Raw genomic sequence first — 22,505 nt, forward strand, 5'->3', positions numbered from 1 at the left:
CACAACGTGCACTGCTTCGATTATCAGTCCGGTGCTACTCCGGCGGCGCGTCCCGCTTCGAGTTCGCGCTTGAGCTGGAACGACATGACCTTGCCGTCGACCCGACGCTTGCGGTTCATCCCGGCGAGGTCGAGGTTCGCCAGATCGGACGGTGATACGCCGACCGGTTCACAGTGCAGGAAGTAGTGCGTGATCGTCCCGTCCATCACCGGTTCGAGCCACACCTCCATGGTGCCGACCAACTGACCGGACACTCCCCACCGGAATCCCGCGGGACCGCGATCTTCCCGGACTTCGAGCGCAAGATCACTGAACCAGCGACGCCACTGCGCGCGCGAGGACAACAGTTCGGCGACCCGCTCGGGCGGGGCGGCGATGAAAGTCTGGTCTGCGACCTGAATGCTGCTCACCGAAGTAGCTTCACATATCGCGTCGGCGAAGCGTCGAGGGGTGTCGCAACACTACATACCGGACAGACTGTAAGCCTGGCCACAACTGCGTCGGACATGCGACTACAGTAGGAGACGAAAACCCTACTCGTCAGTATTTCGCAGTGTCGGAGGTATTTCGTGCCTGAGTTCAGCGCACCCCAGACGTTCACCATTCCCGAGGATGCCTCCGCGGTCGACTCGGTCTTCGCCTTCGCGAAGACGAAGCCGGCGGCGGTTGTCTACAAGCGCAAAGTCGGAAATGCATGGGTCGATGTCACTGCAGGCGATTTCGCCGCTCAGGTGACTGGCGTCGCAAAGGGCCTGATCGCGATCGGAGTCAAGCAGGGCGATCGCGTCGGCCTCATGTCGGCGACTCGCTTCGAATGGCCGCTCGTCGACTACGCCATCTGGGCGGCCGGCGGCGTGACGGTTCCGATCTACGAAACCTCCGCAGCCGAGCAGGTTCGCTGGATACTCGAGGACTCCGAAGCAATCGACCTCATCGTCGAGAACGACGCGCATGCCGCGACCGTGAAGGACGTCGCTGCAGCGGCACCCGCGCTGCGTACGGTCTACCAGATCGATGCGGCGGCAGGCGGTAAAGGTGTAGTCGAGGAATTGACCGCACTGGGCGCCGACATCTCCGACGAGGACGTCCACGCCCGCGTCGCTGCACTGAAGGCATCCGATCCCGCGACCCTGATCTACACCTCGGGCACCACAGGCCGACCCAAGGGCTGCCAGCTGACGCACTCCAACCTCATTGCCGAGTCGAAGGGCATCCTCGACTCCAACCTCGGCACGCTGCTCAAGACTCCCGGCGTCAGCACCCTGATGTTCTTGCCGCTCGCGCACGTTCTCGCTCGCGCAGTCAGCATCGCGTCGTTCGACGCCGGTGCAACATTGGGGCACACGAGCGACATCCCGAACCTCGTTCCGACGTTCGGCGAGTTCAAGCCCGACTTCATCCTCTCGGTGCCGCGAGTGTTCGAGAAGGTCTACAACAGCGCACGTGCCAAGGCGCACGGCGACGGCAAGGGAAAGATCTTCGACGCGGCCGCAGACACCGCTGTTGCCTGGAGCGAGGCGCAGGACAAGGGCGGCGCCGGCATCGTTCTCAAGGCCAAGCACGCTCTCTTCGACAAGCTCGTGTACTCGAAGCTTCGCGCTGCACTCGGCGGGCAGTGCCAGCTGGCCATTTCCGGTGGTGCACCTCTGGGCGCTCGACTCGGCCACTTCTTCCGCGGTATCGGCGTCACGATCTACGAGGGCTACGGACTGACCGAGACCACCGCAGCGTTCGCCGTCAACACCATCGGCGCACAGAAGGTCGGCTCGGTCGGAAAGCCGTTGGCCGGCAACTCCGTTCGCATCGCCGAAGACGGCGAAATCCTCCTCTCGGGACCGGTGGTCTTCACCGGCTACTGGCGCAACGAGAAGGCGACTGCCGAGTCGATCGAGAACGGCTGGTTCCACACCGGCGACCTCGGCACCGTCGACAAGGACGGCTACATCACCATCACCGGTCGCAAGAAGGAAATCATCGTCACGGCGGGCGGCAAGAACGTCTCCCCCGCTCAGCTCGAAGATTCCCTTCGCGCCCACCCACTGATCAGCCAGGCCATCGTGGTCGGCGACCAGAAGCCTTTCATCGGCGCCCTCATCACCATCGACGCCGAAGCTCTTCCCGCTTGGAACGAGCGCAACAACAAGGCCGCGGGAACCACAGCTGCCGACCTGGTTTCGGACGGCGAACTGGTCGGCGAAATCCAGGACGCCATCGACGAGGCCAACAAGCTCGTCTCACACGCCGAGGCGATCAAGAAGTTCCGCATTCTTCCGGTCGACTTCTCCGAGGACACAGGCGAACTCACGCCCACGATGAAGCTCAAGCGCAACGTCGTGCACGAGAGCTTTGCCGCCGACATCGAAAAGATCTACGCCAAGTAGCCTTTCGTCGATCAGTCCTCTGCCGACAGGAACGGCCCGCACCGAATTCGGTGCGGGCCGTTCGCGTTCGAGTCCCGGTAACTCAGCCGAGGAGATTACGCAGCTTCGAAGCGAGCGTGTCCCACTTCCATTCTTCGGCAACCCACGCCCGGCCGGCTGCTCCCATCGCGGCCGCTCGATCACGATCGGACAGCACCTCGATCACGGATTCGGCGACGTCACGAACAGAGGTGCCGTCGACCACGAGCCCGGTCTTGTTCTGCTGCACGGTTTCCGGAGCGCCACCACTGCGCCCGGCGATGACCGGCACACCGGTAGCCGAGGCCTCGAGGTAGACGATTCCCAGCCCTTCGACGTCCAATCCGGCGCCTCGGGTGCGGCACGGCATGGCGAACACGTCGGCAACAGTGTGGTGAGCCGCCAACTCTGCGGCAGGCACCGTGCCGGTGAAGACGACGTGATCGTCCATCCCGGTCTTGCGCGCCAATTGACGGAGATGGTCCTCGTACGGCCCACCGCCGACGATCACCAGCACTGCTCCGTCGATGCTCTTCCGAATCGTCGGCAGCGCCTTGATGAGCATGTCCTGCCCCTTGCGTGGCACGAGCCGCGACAGGCACAAGATCGTGGGCCGCTCTCCCAGCCCGTATCGCTTACGCAGTTCTGCGCGGGCAACCGAGTCCGGGTGGAACACCGACGTGTCCACTCCGGAAGGAAGGTGCTCGAGCGCCGCTTGCGGACCGAAAGCCGCCGAGAACCGCCCACGGGTGTACTTGCTGACAAACGTCACCGCATCCGTGTGATCACCGATCACACGCAACGACTGCCGCGCACCGGGAATCATCGACCATCCGACCTCGTGGCCGTGAGTACTCGCGATCACTCGGCTCGCACCGGCGCGCCGAACAACCGGCGCCAACAACGCCAACGGCGCTGCCGCACCGAACCAGACCGACTCGCAGTCGTGCTTCTTGACCAGCTTTGCAGCCCGACGAGCGACGAAGGGCGACGGCAACATCAGTGTCGTCGGGTGCCGAACGACCTCGAAAGGCTGTGCCGCATCGAACTTCTTGTGCGAGTCGCCCCGCCACCGCGGTGCGTACACCACCAACTTGTCCGGCGGCAGATGCCCGGCGAACGTGTGGAGATAAGACTGGATACCTCCGGGGCGAGGAGGAAAGTCGTTGGTCACCAAGAGGGTCCGGCGCATTCGTCCACCGTAGGGCACGCTGCGCTTCGAGACGTGACAAGGGCACGCTGCGCTTCGAGACGTGACAAGGGCACGCTGCCGCTGCTATCAACCAGCCGCGAACTACTCAGCCCAGATGGCTGTCGGTCCAGTCGACCCATCCGAGTCGCAGTTCCTCGGTTCCGACGCCCAGGACCGCTCGGATTCGCGAGTCGAGATCTTCGGCCGTCATCTTTCCGGAAGCGAGGGCGCGAAAGAGGTCGGTCAGCTTGGCCTCGCCGAATCGATCGGCGATATACGCGTTGACAGACCACGCCGATTCGTACGCCAGCGAACTCACAACCGGGACACCGCCGAACTGTGTGTCGTCCGGAAACTCCGTCGGTGTGTCGCCGGCACGGACCGCTGCTGCCAGAGTCGGCGCTATCTCACCCCAGGCCCGCGAGGATCCACGATTTCCCGCGTACTCGGCGAACCCTTCCAACACCCACATCGGCGACCCGTCACGGGTTTTCGATCGGGCGGCTATGTGCATGAGTTCGTGGCGCAATACCGTTCGCCTGGTGATGTCGGTCAACCTCGAAGCCGCGGCGGGTGAGAAGACCACCCGCTGGCCGCTCACGTCGGAAGACCCGTCCGTCGTTGCATCCGCGACCGACACTGCGGCAATCGAAGCGCCGTCGTGATGAGAGCCGACCAGTGCGGTGAATTCCTCCGAGGACCCCGCCACCATGAGCACCGCGCGCTCGGACCACCACGGCCCCCACAACTGCGTTGTGTTCTCGATGGCTGAGTCCACATCTGCAGCCAAAGCGTCGACGAACGCCTGCTGACCCGGGTGACCGATCACGAGTGCATTGCGCGCGGTGTTTTCGGCGACGGCCAGCGGGCCGAAGTCCCAGGGGCCGTTCCAGGATTCGCCTGCCGTTCGGGCGCCGTCCAGTCCGACGATCGACCCGTCCGCAAGAACCGACCACTGATCGCCGCGTTTCGCGAGCGTCATGGACACTGCCTTGCGAGTGGGCAATGCGTCGACGCCGTCGAGGGCGTACCGAAACAGAACTTGCGCATTCCAGACTTCGACGTCTCCGTCCGGTGCACCGGTTCGCGGCGCCGGAGTCAGACCGCCGCTGGGGATCTCGTATCCCCAGTCGGAGAAATCGAGCGCTCCCGCTGCAGTGGCTCGTCGAATTTCCGCCTCGAGCACACCGGGTGCGGCAGCATTGTCGACGAACTTCGCCAGCCCCGACGGATCGTCGGACATCTGCGATGCAGCCCATGCGTCGAGAAATGCTTGTACCTGCGCGGTTCGTTCGGCGTCCTGCTCGCTGGCCGCACTTTCGTCGGAATCGGACCTGTTCGTCAGGAAGATCGTCAAACCGAGAACGAGCACCACGGCTACGCCGAGCGCCACGAGGGCCGGATACTCCCAACGGCGTGGTCGATCTGCGCCGACGTCGGGCGTCGTCATCGGTTCAGTCGGCACGGTGCCGAGTGTAGGAGAACTCGACTCGACGCTTCACGGCGGCTGGCCACACGCCGCTCGGGCGCAGCAAGCCGTCAGTAACGACGCGCAGTGGAGAACTCCATGCCTGCCATCGACTGAACCTTCACCGGCACGCCGAACGTCGACGCATGCAGAATGTTTCCGTCGCCGGCATAGATACCGACATGCGAGTTGTCGCTGTAGAAAGTCACGACGTCACCGGGCTGTAGTTGATCCCGCGACACCGGTACACCGCCCTGCGCCTGCGCTTGGCTCGAACGCGGCAGAGTCTTTCCGATCTGCTTGTAGGCCCACACGACCAGACCTGAGCAGTCGAACTCGTTCGGGCCGGTCGCGCCCCAGACGTACGGGTCACCGATCCGCGTGAGGCCTGCCTGAAGCGCTGCAGCACCGGAGCCGGGCGTAAGGTTAGCTAGAATTTTGCTGAGATCGACGTCAGGAGGGAACGGCGTACCGCTCAGTTGGTTACGCTCGTCGTCGGTGAGGTTCTGGAACGCTTTGGTCACGTCGGCGATCTGCGTCTGCAGTTCACTCTGCTTGCGCTGCAAGTCGTCACTGAGCGCGCGGGCTTGATCGGCGGCGGTCCGCGCTTCTTCGGCCGAGCGCTTCGATGCTTCCGAGGCCGCACGGGCAGCGGCAGTGGCTTCGTTGAACTGGGAGACCTGCACTGCCGCGTCGTTGGAAATCACGTCGAGCGCAGACATCTGGTCGAGCAACTGCTGCGGCGAATCGCTGACCATCAACGCAAAGAGGCGATTGGTTCGTGCACCCTGGTAATTCGCTGTGGCAATGCGGTTTACCGCCGGAGCGAATTCGGCGACACGTGCCGAAGCCTCGTCGAGAACACCCTGATCGGCTGCCGATCGCGCGTCCGCATCGTTGGCGACGCCCAGCTTCGCGTCGAGATCGATCTGCGCGTTGTGCAGCGCTTCGTTGGTCTGCTCGGATACCCGGGAGAGTTCACCGAGCTTGTCGAGTGCCTCGGTCGGGTTGGTGATGACGGGGTCGGCACCGGCCTGCATCGAAGGCCCTGCGACGAGTCCGAACGCCAGCACTCCCACGGTCACTGCGGCGCGTACTCGACTGTTGTTTTTCGATGAAACCACGGAATGCAACTCTCCGTCTCGGTGAAGCGACGTCGACCGGGACCGGTCGACGATCTGTTAGCTGGCTGTCAACTATCTACAGTACCTGTCTCGCCCGCGTAATGTCTCGATAAGGTTACGGAACGGCATACGTTTGTGTCTACTCGCCGGTAGGCGTGTCGGGGTGAAGTACCGGGCGAATTGTCGAGAAATAGAAATGTGGGCCTCGAATCGAAGATTCGAGGCCCACATTCGAAGATCCGGAGCTCCCCCGAGCTCCGCCACCTTGCAGCGGCGGATCGTTCCGACTGCCTACCGGCGACAGCCGTCGAGCGTGATCAGAAATCAGTAACGGCGAGCACCGTCGTACGGCATCGAGGACACCGGAGCGAGCTTCACGGGCTGACCAGCGGTCGACGCGTGGATGACATTGCCGTTGCCGGCGTAGATGCCCGAGTGCGATCCGCCGTAGAAGGAGATCACGTCGCCGACCTGAAGATCGGACTGTGCGACGGCGACGCCGGCTGCAGCCTGGTCGTAGCTCGTGCGAGGCAGGTTCAGGCCGGCCTGCTTGTATGCCCACTGGACGAGACCGGAGCAGTCGAATGCGTCCGGGCCGGCTGCGCCGTACACGTACGGGGAGCCCAGCTTGCTCTCTGCGGCGCGAACTGCCTGCTCACCAACACTGGAGATGGGAGCGGCCGGTGCAGCCGGTGCGATGTCGGTGATGCCCGGAATGACCGGCAACTGAGGAATAGAAACGCCCGGAACCTCGAACGTGCCGACGCCGGGGATGGTGATGGGGTCTGCCGAGGCAGGTGCAGCGGTTGCAGCGAATGCTCCGACTGCGAGCGCGCCGGCTACCGCCAACTGCGCTGAACGCTTGAAACTCTGTGACGCCACTTAAGGGGTGCTCCATTTCTTCCATTCATCCGCCGACCGAGTTAGCTGACGGGTTCGGGCTGGGAAGATCAGCCCTACCCGCGTGGTCTGCAGCGATCCTGCGTGCTGCACCCCAGGCGGGATTCACCCCAGTGGAAACTTGGGTTCCCGGTTCGGGTTCCTCGCGGAGATCCCGATTAGGCGGTTCCTGACGATGCCGGTCCTGTTTGGTCCGGCAAGACTTCGTTAGGTCTCAGGAAGGTTACGAAATGATCGCGACGATGTCGACCGCTTCGTGACAATCGCGCCCGATTCGCCGGAAATCGTGGTGCCGCGCCCGCGATACGCCCGGCGGGTCACGAGGAGATAACAACAGGTCGGTTCGGCGCCCCACCCTCGGCCCGCAAACGTGCACCCGTTACCCACTGCCAAGGCTCACCAAACCCGACAATCCGATCTTCCGCGCAGTTCAACGACAATTACTTGAAACTAGAACCTGTTCCGTTCACGGGCGCGAAGTCAGCCACCGATCAACGCAGCAAAGGCCCTCCGAATCGCCCTACCGGCAAGTAGGCAGGAGTCCGCATTCGCGAGTTCCCACCGCAAGTGTGATCCTCGTCTCTCATACTTTTGTCGGGGGCCGATCCGCTGCTTTCGCAATGGAAGTCGGAGTGAGCCGGATTCCGCGTCGGCATTCTCCAATTCCTGTCGGGGGGTCCTTCTACTGTCTGCGATGTGAGTCCCGCCTCGGCCCGAGAATCTCCGTCTCCGCCCCCGTTCTCCGACGGGGAGAAAGTCGACGTCGGGCGGCAACTGAGCTTCGACGAGCTGGACACACCGCTGAGCGAGACGACGTTCGTCGTCGTCGACCTCGAGACCACAGGTGGAAGCGCCGACCAGGACTCCATCACCGAGATCGGCGCCGTCAAGATCCGCGGTGGCGAGGTACTCGGTGAAATGGCAACCCTCGTCGATCCCGGCCGGTCCATTCCGCCGTACATCGTCGAACTGACCGGAATCACCACGGCCATGCTGATCGGCGCACCTCCCATCGAACGTGTCCTACCAGCTTTTCTCGAATTCGCCGAGGGCGCGGTGCTGGTGGCACACAACGCGCCCTTCGACATCGGCTTTCTCAAAGCAGCGGCGTCACGCAGTGCACGCCCGTGGCCTGCGTTCCGTGTGCTGTGCACTGTCAAGCTCGCCAGGCGCGTGCTCACACGCGACGAGGCGCCTTCGGTCAAACTCTCCGCCCTCGCCCACCTCTTCCAGGTAACCACCCAACCGACGCACCGCGCGCTCGACGACGCGCGTGCGACAGTCGATGTCCTCCACGGGTTGATCGACAGAGTCGGGAACCAAGGCGTCCACAGTTACAGCGAACTCGTCGACTACCTGCCCAACATTTCCTCACATCAGCGGGCCAAACGGTCCTTCGCCGCAAATCTGCCGCGAAGCCCCGGTGTCTACCTTTTCCGAGGCCCTTCCGACGAAGCCCTCTATATAGGAACTGCTACCGACCTTCGACGCCGCGTCCGCAACTACTTCACCGGTTCGGAGACCCGCGGCCGAATGAAGGAAATGGTCGCGCTGGCCACCCGTGTGGACCATGTCGAGTGCGCGCACGCTCTCGAAGCCGGGGTGCGTGAACTACGACTGCTGAGCGCGCATGCGCCGCCGTACAACCGTCGCTCCAAGTTTCCCAAGCGAGGTTGGTGGATCACCCTCACCGACGAGGCGTTTCCGAGACTGTCCGTGGTTCGCACGCCCACGATCGATTCGATCGGCCCGTTCACCTCTCGCGCCGACGCAGTCGAGGTCGCGGACACCGTCGCAGAGTTCAGTCGTCTGCGCACGTGTACCAAGCGTCTCGGGCGCGGCGCCGTTCACGGCCCTGACTGCCCCGCTCGTGAGCTGGGGGCGTGTCCGGCCTCCTGGACCCCGGAAATCAACGCAGAGGACTACGCGGCCGCCCCTGAGGCCGTGCGTGGTTTCTTCCGAGGAACCAACGACGCTCCCCTTCGACAGATGCAGGCCCGGATAGACGAGCTGTCCGCACACGCGTTGTTCGAGAATGCTGCTCGTCTGCGTGACCGAACGGTCGCAGTCGCTACCGCGGTGCGGCGCACTCAGCGACTCGCCGCAGTCGCTGCGATCGAACAACTCGTACTCGCCCGACCCACTGGGGACGGCGGCTGGGAGCTGTCGGTGATCCGTTCCGGGCGTCTCGCGTCGGCCGGGCTCGCCAGACGTGGGACTCACCCGATGCCCGTCGTCGACGCCATCACCGCGGCGGCCGAAACCGTCCTACCCGACGACGCACCGTTTCGCGGCGCGTCACCCGAAGAACTGGGACTGATCGCACGGTGGCTCGCGTCGGACGGTGTCCGAATCGTGTCGGCGACGTCCGGCTACGTCGAACCTGTGCGCGGCGCCGGCAAGTGGGAAGCCTGGTGCCGACTCGCGCGGGCCGGTACCGAATCCGAACATCGATGACGTAACGAGGTGGCGGCACCCCTAAGCTCGATCGAAACCACCGGGTCATCACAACCCACCGGGAAATCGAGGAGAGAAATGATCAACGCCATCGTCATGATTCACGCCGAGTCCGCTCGGATCCCGGAAACCGCGCAGGCCGTCGCCGACCTGTCCGGGGTGACGGAGGTCTACTCGTGCGCAGGTGACGTCGACTTGATCGCCATCGTGAAGGTACGTGACCACGCCCAGATCGCCGACGTCGTCACCGGAGGAATCAACAAGGTGCCCGGCGTTCTCCGAACCGCCACACACATTGCCTTCCAGTCATTTTCCAGCGCAGACGTCGAGGCCGGATTCTCTCTGGGTGAATAGTCCGTCGATCAGGCTTGGTCGGCCAGCTGGGCGGTGAGTGCCGCCCACTTGTGAAGCAGTTCAGCGCCCGCGCCGCTGTCGATCGCGGCAGCGGCTGCAGTCATCCCGGCCGAGATCGCACCCTCGAGATCGTCACCGACACCGTTGAACGCCGCGATGGCGGCTCCCGCGTTCAGCAAGACCGCGTCCCGGACCGGCCCCTTCTGCCCGGACAGCAGCGTTCGGGCGACGGTGGCGTTGATGTCGGCGTCTCCTCCGCGTAACTCTTCGAGAGGAACGCGGTCGATTCCGAGGTCACGCGGATCCAGCGTGACAGTTCGCACACTTCCACCCCCGACGATGTGAACCGTCGAAGTCGTCGATGTGGTCAGTTCGTCGAGTCCGTCGTCCCCACGCACCACCAACGCTGAATTACCGCGCTGCGCAAGGACTCCCGCGACGACCGAGATCAGCTTCGGAAATGCGCACCCGATCAGCCCGGCACGCGGACGAGCCGGATTGGTCAGCGGACCGAGCACGTTGAATGCCGTCGGGATGCCGATTTCCTTGCGAGGTACCGCCGCAAAGCGCAGTGCGGGATGGAAGACCGGCGCGAAACAGAAGCCGATGCCGACCTCTTCGACGCACCTCGCAACCTGCTCCGGCCCGAGGTTGATGCGAACTCCGAGCGCCTCGAGCACGTCAGCGCCACCACTCTTGGACGAAGCAGCGCGGTTGCCGTGCTTGACGACTCGGACACCGGACGCGGCAACCACGATCGAGGCCATCGTCGAGATGTTCACCGTGTTGGAGCGGTCACCACCCGTGCCGACGATGTCGACGACGTCGGAATCAACCGGCACGCGTCTGGAGTGTTCGAGCATCGCGGCGGCGAGCCCTTCCAACTCCGCGGGGGTTTCGCCCTTCATCTTCAAGCCGACGCCGAAAGCCGCGATCTGAGCGGAGGTGGCATTGTCCGACATGATCTCGCCCATCGCCCAGCGACTGTCGGCTTCCGACAAGTCACTGCCGTCCGTGAGCAAACCGAGAATCATCGGCCATGACCGCACCACTGCACTCGAATCGACGTTCACGGCGTTGGTTGCGTCGGTGCCGGCCATAGTGCCTTGGTCCCCTGTCGTCCATGTGGGCTGTGTTCGTGCTCATTTCGAGCTGTCGATGACCCTCGCAGCCTAGTCAGTGAGGTAGCGAGGAAACCGAATAGGGCCACTCAGGACTTTCGGCGACCGCGTTTGGGCGGCGCCTCCGCGAGAACCGGGGGCTGGAGCGCGTCCCACCCGGCGACCGAACCACCGAGCCGCTGCGCCAGACCGGCCATTCGTGAACGCTCCTGGGAGCAATGCAGCGCGTCGAGCACCTGGACCCGCTCGAAGATGACGCGAACCGAATTCTCGACCGCCTGAGCCACGTCCTCGGGCCGACTCACGCCTCGCACGTATCCGTCCTGGGCGACGATGCTCTCGGCATCGGCAACCGAGTCCTCCGGAAGGTCGAGATGGTGCCGCAGAACCACTTCGGACTCCGCCATGAACTCCGGCTCGGTGGAGGCGGCACGTTCGAGAGCCGTCGAGCTCGCCTCGGCGTCGTCGAAGCCTTCGGCGACGACGACCAGATCCGACCGCCCTGCATCGAGCGGTGTCGGAATCTTCGTGCCGAAAATTCTCAGGAACCACGGTCTACTCTTGTGTGTAGCTGCCATCGCGCCAGCATATTCCGACCACGCCACCAGCGCGTTCGCCGCCCGATCCCGCGAACTCGAGCCGAGCGACGCGCCGATGGTGGACCCGAGTGGTCGTCTCTTACGACGAAGCGTCATACTTCTGTCTGTGACGAGCGCAGTAGGGACTTCAGGATCGGCAATCACCCAACGCGTGCACTCGCTGAACCGGCCGAATATGGTCAGCGTTGGCACCATCGTGTGGTTGTCAAGTGAGCTCATGTTCTTCGCAGGGCTCTTTGCCATGTACTTCGTGGCACGAGCTCAGGCGAACGGAAATTGGCCGCCGGAGCCAACCGAATTGAACCTGTATCTGGCCGTGCCGGTGACTTTGGTGCTTATCGCATCGTCGTTCACCTGCCAGATGGGTGTCTTCGCGGCTGAGCGTGGCGACGTCTTCGGACTTCGTCGCTGGTACACCATCACCTTGGTCATGGGGGCGTTCTTCGTCACCGGCCAGGGTTACGAGTACTACCACCTCGTGCACGAGGGCACCACGATTTCGAGCAGCGTGTACGGCTCGGTGTTCTACATGACCACCGGCTTCCACGGTCTGCACGTCATCGGCGGTCTCATCGCCTTCGTCTTCTTGATCGCACGTACCCGGGTCAGCAAGTTCACGCCCGCCCAGGCCACCGCCGCGATCGTTGTTTCGTACTACTGGCACTTTGTCGACATCGTGTGGATCGCGCTGTTTGCCACGATTTATTTCATCCGTTAATCAGCTGTACGCCCCAGGCAGCCCCTGACGTCCAGTTCCGTCCCGACATACCAAAGGGATACAGATGAGTTCATCCCCCCCTCCCGCATCCGATAACTCAGCGAATGCCGCGAAGTCGCGTCGCCAGCGGAAAATCCGCCGGCGCGTCACTGGCGCGCTCGTATTGATGATGGGATTGATCAGCGCAGGTTTCCTCGCTTCGGCGTTGACACCAGCTCCGCAGGTTGCGACCGCCAGTGACGATTCAGCAGCCCTGATTCGTGAAGGCAAGCAGCTGTACGACACGTCATGCATCACGTGCCACGGCGCGAACTTGCAGGGCGTGCAGGACCGCGGTCCCAGCCTCATCGGCGTCGGCGAAGCAGCCGTGTACTTCCAGGTCTCCTCTGGTCGTATGCCCGCAGCTCGCAACGAGGCCCAGGCTGCACGCAAGGACCCCAAGTTCGATGCTGCGCAGACCGACGCCCTCGGCGCTTTCATCCAGGCCAACGGCGGCGGCCCGACGCTCATCCGCGACGAGAACGGCGAAATCGCCCAGTCCTCGCTGCGCGGTGGCGACGTCGGACGCGGCAGTGAGCTCTTCCGGCTCAACTGCGCGTCGTGCCATAACTTCACCGGCCGCGGTGGCGCACTGTCCTCGGGCAAGTACGCCCCGGTCCTGGATCCGGCCAGCGAGCAGCAGATCTACGCTGCCATGGTTACCGGCCCCCAGAACATGCCGAAGTTCTCGGATCGTCAGCTGACGATCGAGGAGAAGAAGGACATCATCGCCTACGTCAAGTCGTCGGGCGAGTCGAAGGACCCCGGTGGGTACGGGCTCGGTGGCCTCGGTCCGGCCTCTGAGGGTCTCGCCATGTGGGCCGTCGGAATCATCGCTGTCGTCGGTGCAGCATTGTGGATCGGAGCAAGGTCATGAGCGACGCTGGCCAGCATGGCGGCGATACGCCTAAGAAGTACACAGATGAAGAGCTCGACGCGATGTCACGCGACGACCTGGTCAAGCTGGGTACCAATCTCGATGGCGTCGACGTCGTCTACCGCCGTGATCGTTGGTCGGTAAAGGGCACCAGGGCGGAAAAGCGCGCCGAGCGCAACGTCGCCTTCTGGTTCGGCCTCGCCGGTGTGTCGGCGATCGCGTTCATCGCGATCTACCTGTTCTGGCCCTGGGAGTACGCAGGCGCCGGTGACGAGAACTACGGCAAGTACAGCCTGTACACCCCGCTGATCGGCTTGACCATGGGTCTGGCGATTCTCGGCGTCGGCATCGGTGCCGTTCAGTTCACCAAGAAGTTCATCCCCGAAGAGGTCTCGATCCAGGACCGCCACGACGGTGGTTCCACCGAGGTCGATCGTCGCACGATCGTCGCCGAACTCGGCGACACCCTCGAGACGTCCACCCTCCCCCGCCGCAAGGCCATCAAGCGCAGCTTGATGTTCGGTGGCGGCGCACTCGGCGTCATGATGGTCATGCCTCTCGGCGGACTCATCAAGAACCCGTGGGCCAAGGGCGACGACTCACCACTGTGGGTGTCCGGCTGGACCCCGAACTACCCGGGCGAGACCATCTACCTGCGTCGTGACACCGGCCGTCCCGAGGACATCGTCCTCGTTCGCCCGGAAGATCTCGATGCCGGTTCGATGGAAACGGTCTTCCCGTTCCGCGAGTCCGACCGTGGCGACGAGCATGCTCTGCTCGCAGCACTGCGCGGCATTCGTAACTCGGTGATGCTCATCCGCCTCCGCACGGAAGACACCGCACGTGTCACCAAGCGCAAGGGCCAGGAAAGCTTCAACTACGGCGACTACTTCGCGTACTCGAAGATCTGCACCCACCTGGGTTGCCCCACCTCGCTCTACGAACAGCAGAGCAACCGTATTCTGTGCCCCTGCCACCAGTCGCAGTTCGACGCACTGACCTACGGCAAGCCGATCTTCGGTCCCGCTGCTCGCGCACTTCCGCAGTTGCCTATTACAGTGAACGAAGAGGGCTTCCTGGTCGCCGACGGTGACTTCATCGAAGCACTCGGCCCGGCATTTTGGGAGCGTCGACCGTGACCACAACAACAACCAAACCGTCCAAGATCAGCGCGGCAGCGGCTGGACAAGCGGAGGCTATGGACTCCCGCTACCACCTCGCTGCAGGCATGCGCCGGCAGATCAACAAGGTCTTCCCGACGCACTGGTCCTTCATGCTCGGCGAGATCGCGCTCTACAGCTTCGTGATCCTGCTGATCTCCGGTGTGTTCCTGACGCTGTTCTTCGATCCGTCGATGGCACACGTCGTCTACCAGGGCGCGTACCAGCCGCTTCGCGGTGTCACGATGTCTCGCGCCTACGAGACGACCCTGAACATCTCCTTCGAGGTGCGCGGCGGTCTCTTCGTTCGCCAGATTCACCACTGGGCTGCACTGATGTTCGCGGCGTCGATCATCGTTCACCTCGCTCGCATCTTCTTCACCGGCGCATTCCGTCGCCCGCGTGAAGCGAACTGGGTCATCGGCTGCCTGCTGCTCATCCTGGCGATGTTCGAAGGCTTCTTCGGCTACACCATCCCCGACGACCTGCTCTCGGGCACCGGCCTTCGCGCCGCCTTCGGTGGTATCACGATGAGTATCCCGATCGTCGGTACCTGGATGCACTGGCTGATCTTCGACGGCGACTTCCCCGGCGACCTCATCATTCCGCGCCTCTACGTCGCTCACGTGCTGCTGTTCCCGGGCATCATCCTGGCCCTGATCGCCGGCCACCTCGCGTTGGTCTGGTACCAGAAGCACACGCAGTTCCCCGGCCCCGGCCGTACGGAACAGAACGTCGTAGGCGTCCGCATCCTCCCCGTCTTCGCAATGAAGGGTGGCGCGTTCTTCGCCATGACCTTCGGCGTGCTCGCACTGCTCGGTGGTCTGTTCCAGATCAACCCCGTGTGGAACATCGGTCCGTACAACCCGTCTCAGGTCTCGGCTGGTTCCCAGCCCGATATCTACATGATGTGGACGGACGGCCTCGCTCGACTGTGGCCGGCGTGGGAGATCTACCTGTTCAACCGCTACACGATCCCCGCAGTGTTCGCCGTCGCCCTGATCATGGGTCTCGTCTTCGCACTGTTGATCGCGTACCCGTGGATCGAGAAGCGCCTCACCGGAGACGACGCTCACCACAACATTCTGCAGCGCCCGCGCGACGTGCCGGTCCGTACCGCTATCGGTGCGATGTCCATCGCGTTCTACCTGGTGCTCACGATCTCCTGCATCAACGACATCATCGCGTACCACCTGCACATCTCGCTGAACGCAATGACGTGGATCGGCCGTATCGGCATGGTCATCCTTCCGCCCATCGCGTACTTCGTGACGTACCGGTTCTGCATCGGCCTGCAGCGCAGTGACCGTGCAGTCCTCGAGCACGGCATCGAGACCGGCATCATCAAGCGGATGCCGAACGGCCAGTACATCGAGATCCACCAGCCGCTCGGCCCCGTCGACGAGCACGGACACCCGATCCCGCTCGAGTACCAGGGTGCTGCCGTCCCGAAGAAGATGAACAAGCTCGGCCTCGCCGGCAAGCCCGGCAGCGGTAGCCTGATCACCGCTGACCCAGTCGAGGAGAGTGAGGCTCTCGAAGCCGCTCATCACGAAGCTGAGCACGAGCAGCTTCAGATCCTTCTGGACTACCAGAACCGAACCAACGGCAAGTCCGATGGTTCCAGTGGAGAACTCCACTAGGAACGACAGCTGACCAGTGAGGCCCCGAACCGGATTCCGGTTCGGGGCCTCACTCGTTCTCTGAGCAATTCGGTATGGACGCCCCCCATTGGGTCACCACTCCCCCGCCGCGACGTCTGAGTCCCGGCAGCAGCGGGATTTACACCCTTCTAGGCTTCGAGCACCGGCGAATAGTGCTCCACTGTCGGGAACGGCTCGTAGAAGTGATGGAGGAGTTCTCGCCACCGCTGGTAGCCCGCGGACTGACGGAACCCGACAGTGTGCGATTCCAGGTCGCTCCACTCGACGAGCAGGAGATACCGCTCCGGCGCTTCCAGACAGTGCGAGAGCCGCAGCCTGATGAATCCGGGAACCTCGGAGATGATGGTTCGGGCCACGTCGAACGCGGCCTCGAATTGCGCTGACTGCGACGGATCGACCTGCAGGACGGCATGTTCGAGGATCAACTACGGAGTGTTGCACGTTCTCTCGAGTCCCCTCGAAGCCTTGCCGGCTGGTGAGATACTCGGACCATGACATCTCATGCACGCGGCACCTTCGAGATCGATCTTCGACCTGCCGATCCTGAGCTCTCCGGGCGCGTCGGGCGCTTCGAGTTCGACAAGACGTTCATCGGCGGCATCGAAGGTACATCGACCGGCCTCATGCTGTCCGCCGGCGATCCGAGCAGCGGTGAAGCCGGCTACGTCGCCCTGGAGGTAGTCACCGGGCAGGTCGACGAAGCTGTGGGATCGTTCGCACTGCAGCAGTTCGGTCAGATGATCGACGGAACGCAGAAGCTTCTGTACGAGATCGTGCCGGGGTCCGGAACCGGTGAGCTGAAGGGTATCTCGGGCACTCTCGAGCTCGAGATCGTCGACGGGCTGCATCGCTACGACCTCGAATACGTGCTCCACCATTGAGCGGTTGTCGATCGCACCCTCGTACCACCGAAACTCTCATATACGACAACAGAGGCGCCGTACCCGGGTGGGTGCGGCGCCTCTGTTCGAGTGCGGGTGAAACTAGTGCTTCTCGGGTCCGGTGTAGTACTCGAACACCAGGCCTGCAGCGGCGGCCAGCACACAGACAACTGCGACTGCGATGAGCCACGGCTGGAAGTAGGCCAGCGACACTGCTGCGAGTGCAGCGGCGGCAGCAAGCAGGATCGGCCAGAAGCTACCGGGGCTGAAGAAGCCCAGTTCTCCTGCACCATCCGAGATTTCAGCGTCGTCGTAGTCCTCGGGACGGGTGTCCAGACGACGAGCGACGAAGCGGAAGTAGGTACCCACGATGAGCGTCAGACCTGCAGACAGGACGATGGCCGTCAGTCCGGCCCACTCGATACCTGTGCGTGACAGAGCGGTGAACACTCCGTAGATGATCGCGACGAGAATGAAGAACATCGTCAGGATCTCGAAGAGCTTGGCTTCGATCTTCATATCAGCACTTGTCCTTGTTCAGTGAAGAGGCTGGCCGGCTCAGTTGCCTGCAGTGGCGACGGTTGCCTGACGGTACTCGCGGTCGGTGTTGAACGGCGTGGTCGACGTAGCCACCGGCGACTGACCGATTGCCTGCAGAGCCTCAGCGGTCGTCAGACCACCCTTGCCCTCCGCGTCACCCTTGCGCAGTTCGATGTACTTGGCGAAGTCCTCGGGCGAAACCGCACGAACCTCGAAGTTCATCATCGCGTGGAACGTGCCACACATTTCTGCACAACGCCCGACGAACGCGCCTTCCTTCTCGATCTCACTGATCTGGAAGATGTTGTCCGAGTGGTTCTCCTTGGGGTTCGGGAGAACGTCGCGCTTGAACAGGAACTCAGGCACCCAGAAAGCGTGGATGACGTCCGAGGAAGCGAGTTCGAACTGGATCCGCTTGCCGGTGGGCAGAACGAGGATCGGGATCTCCTGGCTGGAGCCGACGGTCTCGATCTTGTCGTAGTGCAGGTAGCTCAGATCCTCGGTGCTGTTGCCGTGGATCGGGCCGGGAACTTCTTCGCCGTGATCGTTGACAGTGGAGCCCTCGGTCTTGGCAGCCTCTTCGGCCTCGACGTCGATTCCGTTGTACTTGGCGGAGCCGTCACCGAACTCGATGGAGCGGTAGCCGAACTTCCAGTTCCACTGGAAGGCCGTGACGTCTACGACGACGTCAGGATTGTCCGTCTTGTCCAGAACATGGTTCTGAACGATGACGGTGAAGTAGAAGAGAACCGCGATGATGACGAAGGGAACTGCCGTGTAACCGAGTTCGAGCGGCACGTTGTATGCCGTCTGGCGCGGGAATTCCGGCGAGTCCTTCTTCTTACGGTGGAAGATGACGGCCCAGAAGACCAGCCCCCACACCAGCACACCCATGACGAGGGCGGCTACAACCGACCACGTCCACAGCTCACGCATGCGCGTCGCCTCCGGGGTGATGCCCGAAGGCCACCCGAAACGAAGCACTTCGTTGTCGATGGAGCAACCCGACAGCAGCAAGGCAGCAATGCCCAGAGATACTGCCAGCCCCGCTCGCCGAAGGATCCGACCTTGCGCCACGTTCACGCCTTCCTGATCGCCACAAAATTCAACTAGGGCATGCCCGGAGGGAAGGCCCAATTACTACGCAGCGTAGACCAAAGCCGGGCGCTATCCATCCTCGGGTCCTCGCCCGTGTCGCGGCGGACGTCACACAGCTCTCTCAGGTGCTGCTCAGGAACGGCTCAGGTCGTTTCGGCGACGCACATCACGTCGATTCGTTCCGCCGCGATCGGCAGCGACGTCGATCTGCGGCATACTTTCGACAAGAGTTCGTTGACCTCTCCCCGACACTCGTGTCCGGGAGCCTTCTGTACAAAAATTCTGAATCGAGGAACCGGACGCTGTGTGTGGACTGCTCGGGCTACTGACATCTGGCGGAACCAGCGAGGACGCCGTCTCGCGGGTCGACCAGGCGATGCATTGCCTTCGTCACCGCGGGCCGGACGAACACGGGACGTGGAATGACGACCACCTCGTCTTCGGGTTCAACCGCCTGGCGATCATCGACATCGCTCATTCCCACCAGCCGCTGCGTTGGGGCCCGCCGGAGAACCCGGAGCGTTATGCGCTCACGTTCAACGGCGAGATCTACAACTACTTGGAGATCCGTGCCGAACTGGTCAAGGACCACGACGCCAAGTTCTTCACCGAGGGCGACTCCGAGGCCATCGTCGCTGCATTCCACTACTGGGGTGAGGATGCGGTCCGGCGCCTGCGCGGAATGTTCGCGTTCGCGATCTGGGACACCGACACACGCGAGCTGTTCATCGCACGCGATCCGTTCGGTATCAAGCCACTCTTCATTGCGACCGGAGCGGGCGGCACCGCGTTCGGCAGTGAGAAGAAGAGTCTGCTCGAACTCACCGATCTGATCGGCATCGGCACCGAGCTGGATCCGCGAGCCATCGAGCACTACACCGTTCTGCAGTACGTACCGGAGCCGGAAACACTGCACAAGGAGATCCGACGCCTGGAGTCGGGCAGCTTCGCTCGGGTGCGTCCGGGCGAGGAGCCCACGTTCACGCGGTACTTCACGCCGAAGTTCCCGGCCAAGCCTTTCGCACCGGGCACTGAGAAGGCGCGCTACCAGGAAATCGCCGAAGCACTCGAGGATTCGGTCGCCAAGCACATGCGCGCCGACGTCACCGTCGGCTCGTTCCTCTCCGGCGGTATCGACTCCACCGCGATCGCGGCATTGGCGATGCGCCACAACCCAAACCTGATCACCTTCACGACCGGTTTCGAACGTGAGGGCTATTCCGAGGTCGACGTCGCGGCCGAATCCGCCGCAGCGATCGGCGCGAAGCACGTCGTCAAGGTGGTCTCCCCCGCCGAGTTCGCCGCTGCCATTCCCGAGATCGTCTGGTACCTCGACGACCCGGTGGCCGATCCGGCATTGATTCCGCTGTGGTTCATCGCGAAGGAAGCACGCAAGCACGTCAAGGTCGTGCTGTCCGGCGAGGGCGCCGACGAGCTGTTCGGCGGTTACACGATCTACCGTGAGCCGTTGTCGCTCAAGCCTTTCGAGTACCTTCCCAAGGGATTGCGTCGGGCTGCGGGCAAGTTGTCCGAACGCATCCCGGACGGCACCCGCGGCAAGAGTCTGCTCAACCGCGGTTCGTTGACCCTCGAGGAGCGCTACTACGGCAACGCTCGTAGCTTCAACGACGCTCAGCTCCGCGCCGTCCTGCGCGATTTCCGTCCCGAGTGGACTCACCAGGACGTCACCGCGCCGATCTACGCGCAGTCCCGGGACTGGGATCCGGTTGCCCGGATGCAGCATCTCGACCTGTTCACGTGGCTGCGAGGCGACATCCTCGTCAAGGCCGACAAGATGACGATGGCCAACTCGCTGGAGCTGCGTGTGCCGTTCCTCGATCCCGAGGTCTTCGACGTCGCGTCACGCGTACCGCTCGATCAGAAAATCACGAAGGACACGACCAAGTACGCGCTTCGTCAGGCCCTGGAAGGCATTGTGCCGCACCATGTTCTGCACCGCGCCAAGCTCGGATTCCCGGTTCCGCTTCGCCACTGGCTGCGCGGCACCGAACTCTTCGACTGGGCACATCTGCAGATCGAGGAGTCGGGAACCGACCACATCTTCGACAAGCAGGCCGTGGTGAAGATGCTCAACGATCACCGAGAGGGCGTGTCCGACCACAGCCGACGCCTGTGGACCGTCCTGACTTTCATGGTCTGGCACGGAATCTTCGTGGAGAAGCGCATCGTGCCGCAGATCCAGGAACCGGTGTACCCGGTCAACATCTAGGCCTTCGGCCCCGTGAGTGGTTAGGGAGTCTCCAGACTCCTCAACCACTCACGGGGCGGAGCGCTACTTCGGCAGGATCGTCGCGATCTCGTCCGCTGCCGCGCTGCCGTACGCCTCCGTGAGACGCTTGAGCGCCTCGTCGCGGTTGAACACCCACTCCTGGGTTCCGACGGTCTCGAGGACCAATACAGCAACAAGAGATCCCAGCTGTGCGGCACGCTCGAAGCTCAGGCCGGCACCGTGGGCGAGCAGGAAGCCGGCACGGAAGCCGTCGCCGACGCCCGTCGGATCAACCTTGCCGGTCTCGGGCACTACGTCGACGCGCACCCAATTGCCTTCGGCATCAACAATTTCCACACCCTTGGAGCCGAGGGTGGTGACCCGGATACCGACCTGCGCGCGGATCTCTTCTTCGCTCAGACCCGTCTTCTGCTGAAGCAGACCCCACTCGTACTCGTTGGTGAACAGGTACTTCGCGCCGTGGATGAGCGCCTTGGCCTCGTCACCGGACAAGCGGGCAAGCTGCTGCGACGGATCCGCTGCGAACGGAATCCCGAGCGCGCGGCATTCGTCGGTATGGCGAACCATGGCCTCGGGGTCGTTGGCGCCGACCAGTACGAGATCGAGCGCACCCGCGGTCTTGGACACCGCAGCGAGTTCGATCTCGCGGGCCTCGCTCATCGCACCGGGGTAGAACGACGCGATCTGCGCCATGTCCTCGTCGGTGGTGCACACGAAACGCGCGGTGTGCGCCTTGTCCGAAATGCGGACGGCACTGCAGTCGACGCCGTTGTCCTCGAGCCACGTGCGGTATTCGGCGAAGTCCGCACCGACCGCGCCGACGAGCAGCGGCGATCCACCGAGCACGCCCATGGCGTAGGCGATGTTGCCGCCGACGCCACCGCGGCGAATCACGAGGTCGTCCACCAGGAAACTCAGAGAAATGTGGGCGAGCTGATCGGCGAGGAGCTGATCGGCGAAGCGGCCGGGAAAGCGCATCAAGTGGTCGGTGGCGATGGAACCGGTTACCGCAATAGTCACGGATCGTGGCCTTTCAGCGAAGTGAGTACAAGAATGAAAGAGAAGCAAAAGTTCACGTTACCGCCCGTAGCGCCGTCTTCGGCGCCCGAGCCGTCAGTTCGGAACGGTCTACGTACGAGTCACCACAAACAACTGACGCGAAACCGAATGTCGGTTCCGCGCCAGTTGTTCGTGAATTGAGTTGTGATCGACGGACTCAGTTGAACGAGTCACCGCAGGCACAAGAGCCTGTTGCATTGGGGTTGTCGATCGAGAAGCCCTGCTGCTCGATGGTGTCGAGGAAGTCGATGGACGCACCTTCGACGTACGGCGCGCTCATCCGGTCGACAACCAGGTTGACGCCGTTGAAGTCGACGGTGAGGTCACCGTCGAGTGTGCGGTCGTCGAAGAACAGCTGGTACTTCAGTCCGGCACAGCCGCCGGGCTGCACTGCGATACGCAGCGCGAGGTCGTCGCGCCCCTCCTGATCGAAGAGGGCCTTCGCCTTGGCGGATGCGGCCTCGGTCATCTTGACGCCGTGGGTGGCGGTCTCGTTCTGCACAGTCATGGGCTCTCCCTAATGTTCGTACCAACCCGTGAACGCTTCAACGGTACGCCGCTGCCGACTTATTCCCGCCAGTCCTTACCGGGTGCGATTCGTCTT

21 protein-coding genes and 1 riboswitch are annotated in these 22,505 nt (G+C 63.1%); of the genes, 9 read left to right on the forward strand and 12 right to left on the reverse strand.

Features of this window, described 5'->3' with window-relative positions:
* Nucleotides 1–23 precede the first annotated feature (23 nt).
* Nucleotides 24–410, reverse strand: a complete 387-nt coding sequence (locus ABWI03_RS18190; protein ID WP_296554668.1) for an SRPBCC family protein — start codon at nt 408–410, stop codon at nt 24–26.
* Between the two features lie 159 nt (nt 411–569).
* Between ABWI03_RS18190 and ABWI03_RS18195 the strand changes: the two genes are divergently transcribed.
* Nucleotides 570–2,381 (forward strand): AMP-dependent synthetase/ligase, encoded by a 1,812-nt coding sequence (locus ABWI03_RS18195; protein ID WP_095969864.1) that lies wholly within the window; start codon nt 570–572, stop codon nt 2,379–2,381.
* Between the two features lie 82 nt (nt 2,382–2,463).
* Here the strand turns inward: ABWI03_RS18195 and ABWI03_RS18200 are convergent, their stop codons facing one another.
* From ABWI03_RS18200 to ABWI03_RS18215, 4 genes are all read right to left on the reverse strand, one after another.
* Nucleotides 2,464–3,591: a glycosyltransferase family 4 protein gene (locus tag ABWI03_RS18200; protein WP_095969863.1), complete on the reverse strand. Its 1,128-nt coding sequence runs from the start codon at nt 3,589–3,591 to the stop codon at nt 2,464–2,466.
* A 106-nt stretch (nt 3,592–3,697) separates the two neighbouring features.
* The gene (locus tag ABWI03_RS18205; protein ID WP_296554664.1) at nt 3,698–5,056 is read right to left on the reverse strand and encodes a hypothetical protein; all 1,359 of its coding nucleotides are present in this window, start codon (nt 5,054–5,056) and stop codon (nt 3,698–3,700) included.
* 74 nt (nt 5,057–5,130) lie between these two features.
* Nucleotides 5,131–6,183 (reverse strand): C40 family peptidase, encoded by a 1,053-nt coding sequence (locus ABWI03_RS18210; protein ID WP_095969862.1) that lies wholly within the window; start codon nt 6,181–6,183, stop codon nt 5,131–5,133.
* 324 nt (nt 6,184–6,507) lie between these two features.
* Complete coding sequence (locus ABWI03_RS18215; RefSeq protein WP_003941754.1) at nt 6,508–7,065, reverse strand: C40 family peptidase; 558 nt, start codon at nt 7,063–7,065, stop codon at nt 6,508–6,510.
* A gap of 14 nt (nt 7,066–7,079) precedes the next feature.
* A riboswitch (cyclic di-AMP (ydaO/yuaA leader) is annotated at nt 7,080–7,258 on the reverse strand.
* A gap of 521 nt (nt 7,259–7,779) precedes the next feature.
* Here ABWI03_RS18215 and ABWI03_RS18220 point away from each other — a divergent pair.
* Nucleotides 7,780–9,540: a DEDD exonuclease domain-containing protein gene (locus tag ABWI03_RS18220; RefSeq protein WP_298773310.1), complete on the forward strand. Its 1,761-nt coding sequence runs from the start codon at nt 7,780–7,782 to the stop codon at nt 9,538–9,540.
* 78 nt (nt 9,541–9,618) lie between these two features.
* Complete coding sequence (locus ABWI03_RS18225) at nt 9,619–9,894, forward strand: Lrp/AsnC family transcriptional regulator (RefSeq protein ID WP_003941677.1); 276 nt, start codon at nt 9,619–9,621, stop codon at nt 9,892–9,894.
* Between the two features lie 8 nt (nt 9,895–9,902).
* Here the strand turns inward: ABWI03_RS18225 and trpD are convergent, their stop codons facing one another.
* Both trpD and ABWI03_RS18235 read right to left on the reverse strand, forming a co-directional pair.
* The gene (gene trpD / locus ABWI03_RS18230) at nt 9,903–10,994 is read right to left on the reverse strand and encodes an anthranilate phosphoribosyltransferase (RefSeq protein WP_095969860.1); all 1,092 of its coding nucleotides are present in this window, start codon (nt 10,992–10,994) and stop codon (nt 9,903–9,905) included.
* 110 nt (nt 10,995–11,104) lie between these two features.
* Nucleotides 11,105–11,593 (reverse strand): hypothetical protein, encoded by a 489-nt coding sequence (locus ABWI03_RS18235; protein WP_095970000.1) that lies wholly within the window; start codon nt 11,591–11,593, stop codon nt 11,105–11,107.
* A gap of 127 nt (nt 11,594–11,720) precedes the next feature.
* Between ABWI03_RS18235 and ctaE the strand changes: the two genes are divergently transcribed.
* From ctaE to qcrB, 4 genes are all read left to right on the forward strand, one after another.
* Nucleotides 11,721–12,332: an aa3-type cytochrome oxidase subunit III gene (ctaE, locus tag ABWI03_RS18240; protein WP_095969859.1), complete on the forward strand. Its 612-nt coding sequence runs from the start codon at nt 11,721–11,723 to the stop codon at nt 12,330–12,332.
* A 64-nt stretch (nt 12,333–12,396) separates the two neighbouring features.
* Entirely contained in the window at nt 12,397–13,248 is an 852-nt protein-coding gene (gene qcrC / locus ABWI03_RS18245) for a cytochrome bc1 complex diheme cytochrome c subunit (protein ID WP_003941682.1), read from the forward strand.
* Nucleotides 13,245–14,387, forward strand: a complete 1,143-nt coding sequence (gene qcrA / locus ABWI03_RS18250) for a cytochrome bc1 complex Rieske iron-sulfur subunit (RefSeq protein ID WP_007730058.1) — start codon at nt 13,245–13,247, stop codon at nt 14,385–14,387. Before qcrC ends, qcrA begins: the two co-directional genes overlap by 4 nt.
* Nucleotides 14,388–14,446: 59 nt before the next feature.
* On the forward strand, nt 14,447–16,051 hold the full coding sequence (gene qcrB, locus ABWI03_RS18255) for a cytochrome bc1 complex cytochrome b subunit (protein ID WP_007730057.1): 1,605 nt from the start codon (nt 14,447–14,449) through the stop codon (nt 16,049–16,051).
* A gap of 149 nt (nt 16,052–16,200) precedes the next feature.
* On the opposite strand, the gene ABWI03_RS18260 is transcribed toward qcrB, so the two are convergent.
* On the reverse strand, nt 16,201–16,497 hold the full coding sequence (locus ABWI03_RS18260; RefSeq protein ID WP_124569341.1) for an antibiotic biosynthesis monooxygenase family protein: 297 nt from the start codon (nt 16,495–16,497) through the stop codon (nt 16,201–16,203).
* A gap of 66 nt (nt 16,498–16,563) precedes the next feature.
* On the opposite strand from ABWI03_RS18260, the gene ABWI03_RS18265 reads away from it, so the two are divergent.
* On the forward strand, nt 16,564–16,953 hold the full coding sequence (locus tag ABWI03_RS18265) for a DUF3224 domain-containing protein (protein WP_095969857.1): 390 nt from the start codon (nt 16,564–16,566) through the stop codon (nt 16,951–16,953).
* Between the two features lie 102 nt (nt 16,954–17,055).
* Here ABWI03_RS18265 and ABWI03_RS18270 read toward each other — a convergent pair whose 3' ends face one another.
* Nucleotides 17,056–17,472, reverse strand: a complete 417-nt coding sequence (locus ABWI03_RS18270; RefSeq protein ID WP_003941723.1) for a cytochrome c oxidase subunit 4 — start codon at nt 17,470–17,472, stop codon at nt 17,056–17,058.
* A gap of 39 nt (nt 17,473–17,511) precedes the next feature.
* Complete coding sequence (gene ctaC / locus ABWI03_RS18275) at nt 17,512–18,576, reverse strand: aa3-type cytochrome oxidase subunit II (protein WP_007730054.1); 1,065 nt, start codon at nt 18,574–18,576, stop codon at nt 17,512–17,514.
* Nucleotides 18,577–18,895: 319 nt separating this feature from the next.
* On the opposite strand from ctaC, the gene asnB reads away from it, so the two are divergent.
* Nucleotides 18,896–20,821 (forward strand): asparagine synthase (glutamine-hydrolyzing), encoded by a 1,926-nt coding sequence (asnB, locus tag ABWI03_RS18280; protein WP_019748911.1) that lies wholly within the window; start codon nt 18,896–18,898, stop codon nt 20,819–20,821.
* A gap of 63 nt (nt 20,822–20,884) precedes the next feature.
* On the opposite strand, the gene ABWI03_RS18285 is transcribed toward asnB, so the two are convergent.
* Complete coding sequence (locus ABWI03_RS18285; protein WP_095969856.1) at nt 20,885–21,862, reverse strand: carbohydrate kinase family protein; 978 nt, start codon at nt 21,860–21,862, stop codon at nt 20,885–20,887.
* A gap of 196 nt (nt 21,863–22,058) precedes the next feature.
* A complete protein-coding gene (locus ABWI03_RS18290) occupies nt 22,059–22,409 on the reverse strand; it encodes a HesB/IscA family protein (RefSeq protein WP_007730053.1) in 351 nt (116 codons plus the stop codon).
* Nucleotides 22,410–22,505: the final 96 nt, after the last annotated feature.

Source organism: Rhodococcus baikonurensis (assembly GCF_040489275.1).
GTDB lineage: Bacteria > Actinomycetota > Actinomycetes > Mycobacteriales > Mycobacteriaceae > Rhodococcus_F > Rhodococcus_F baikonurensis.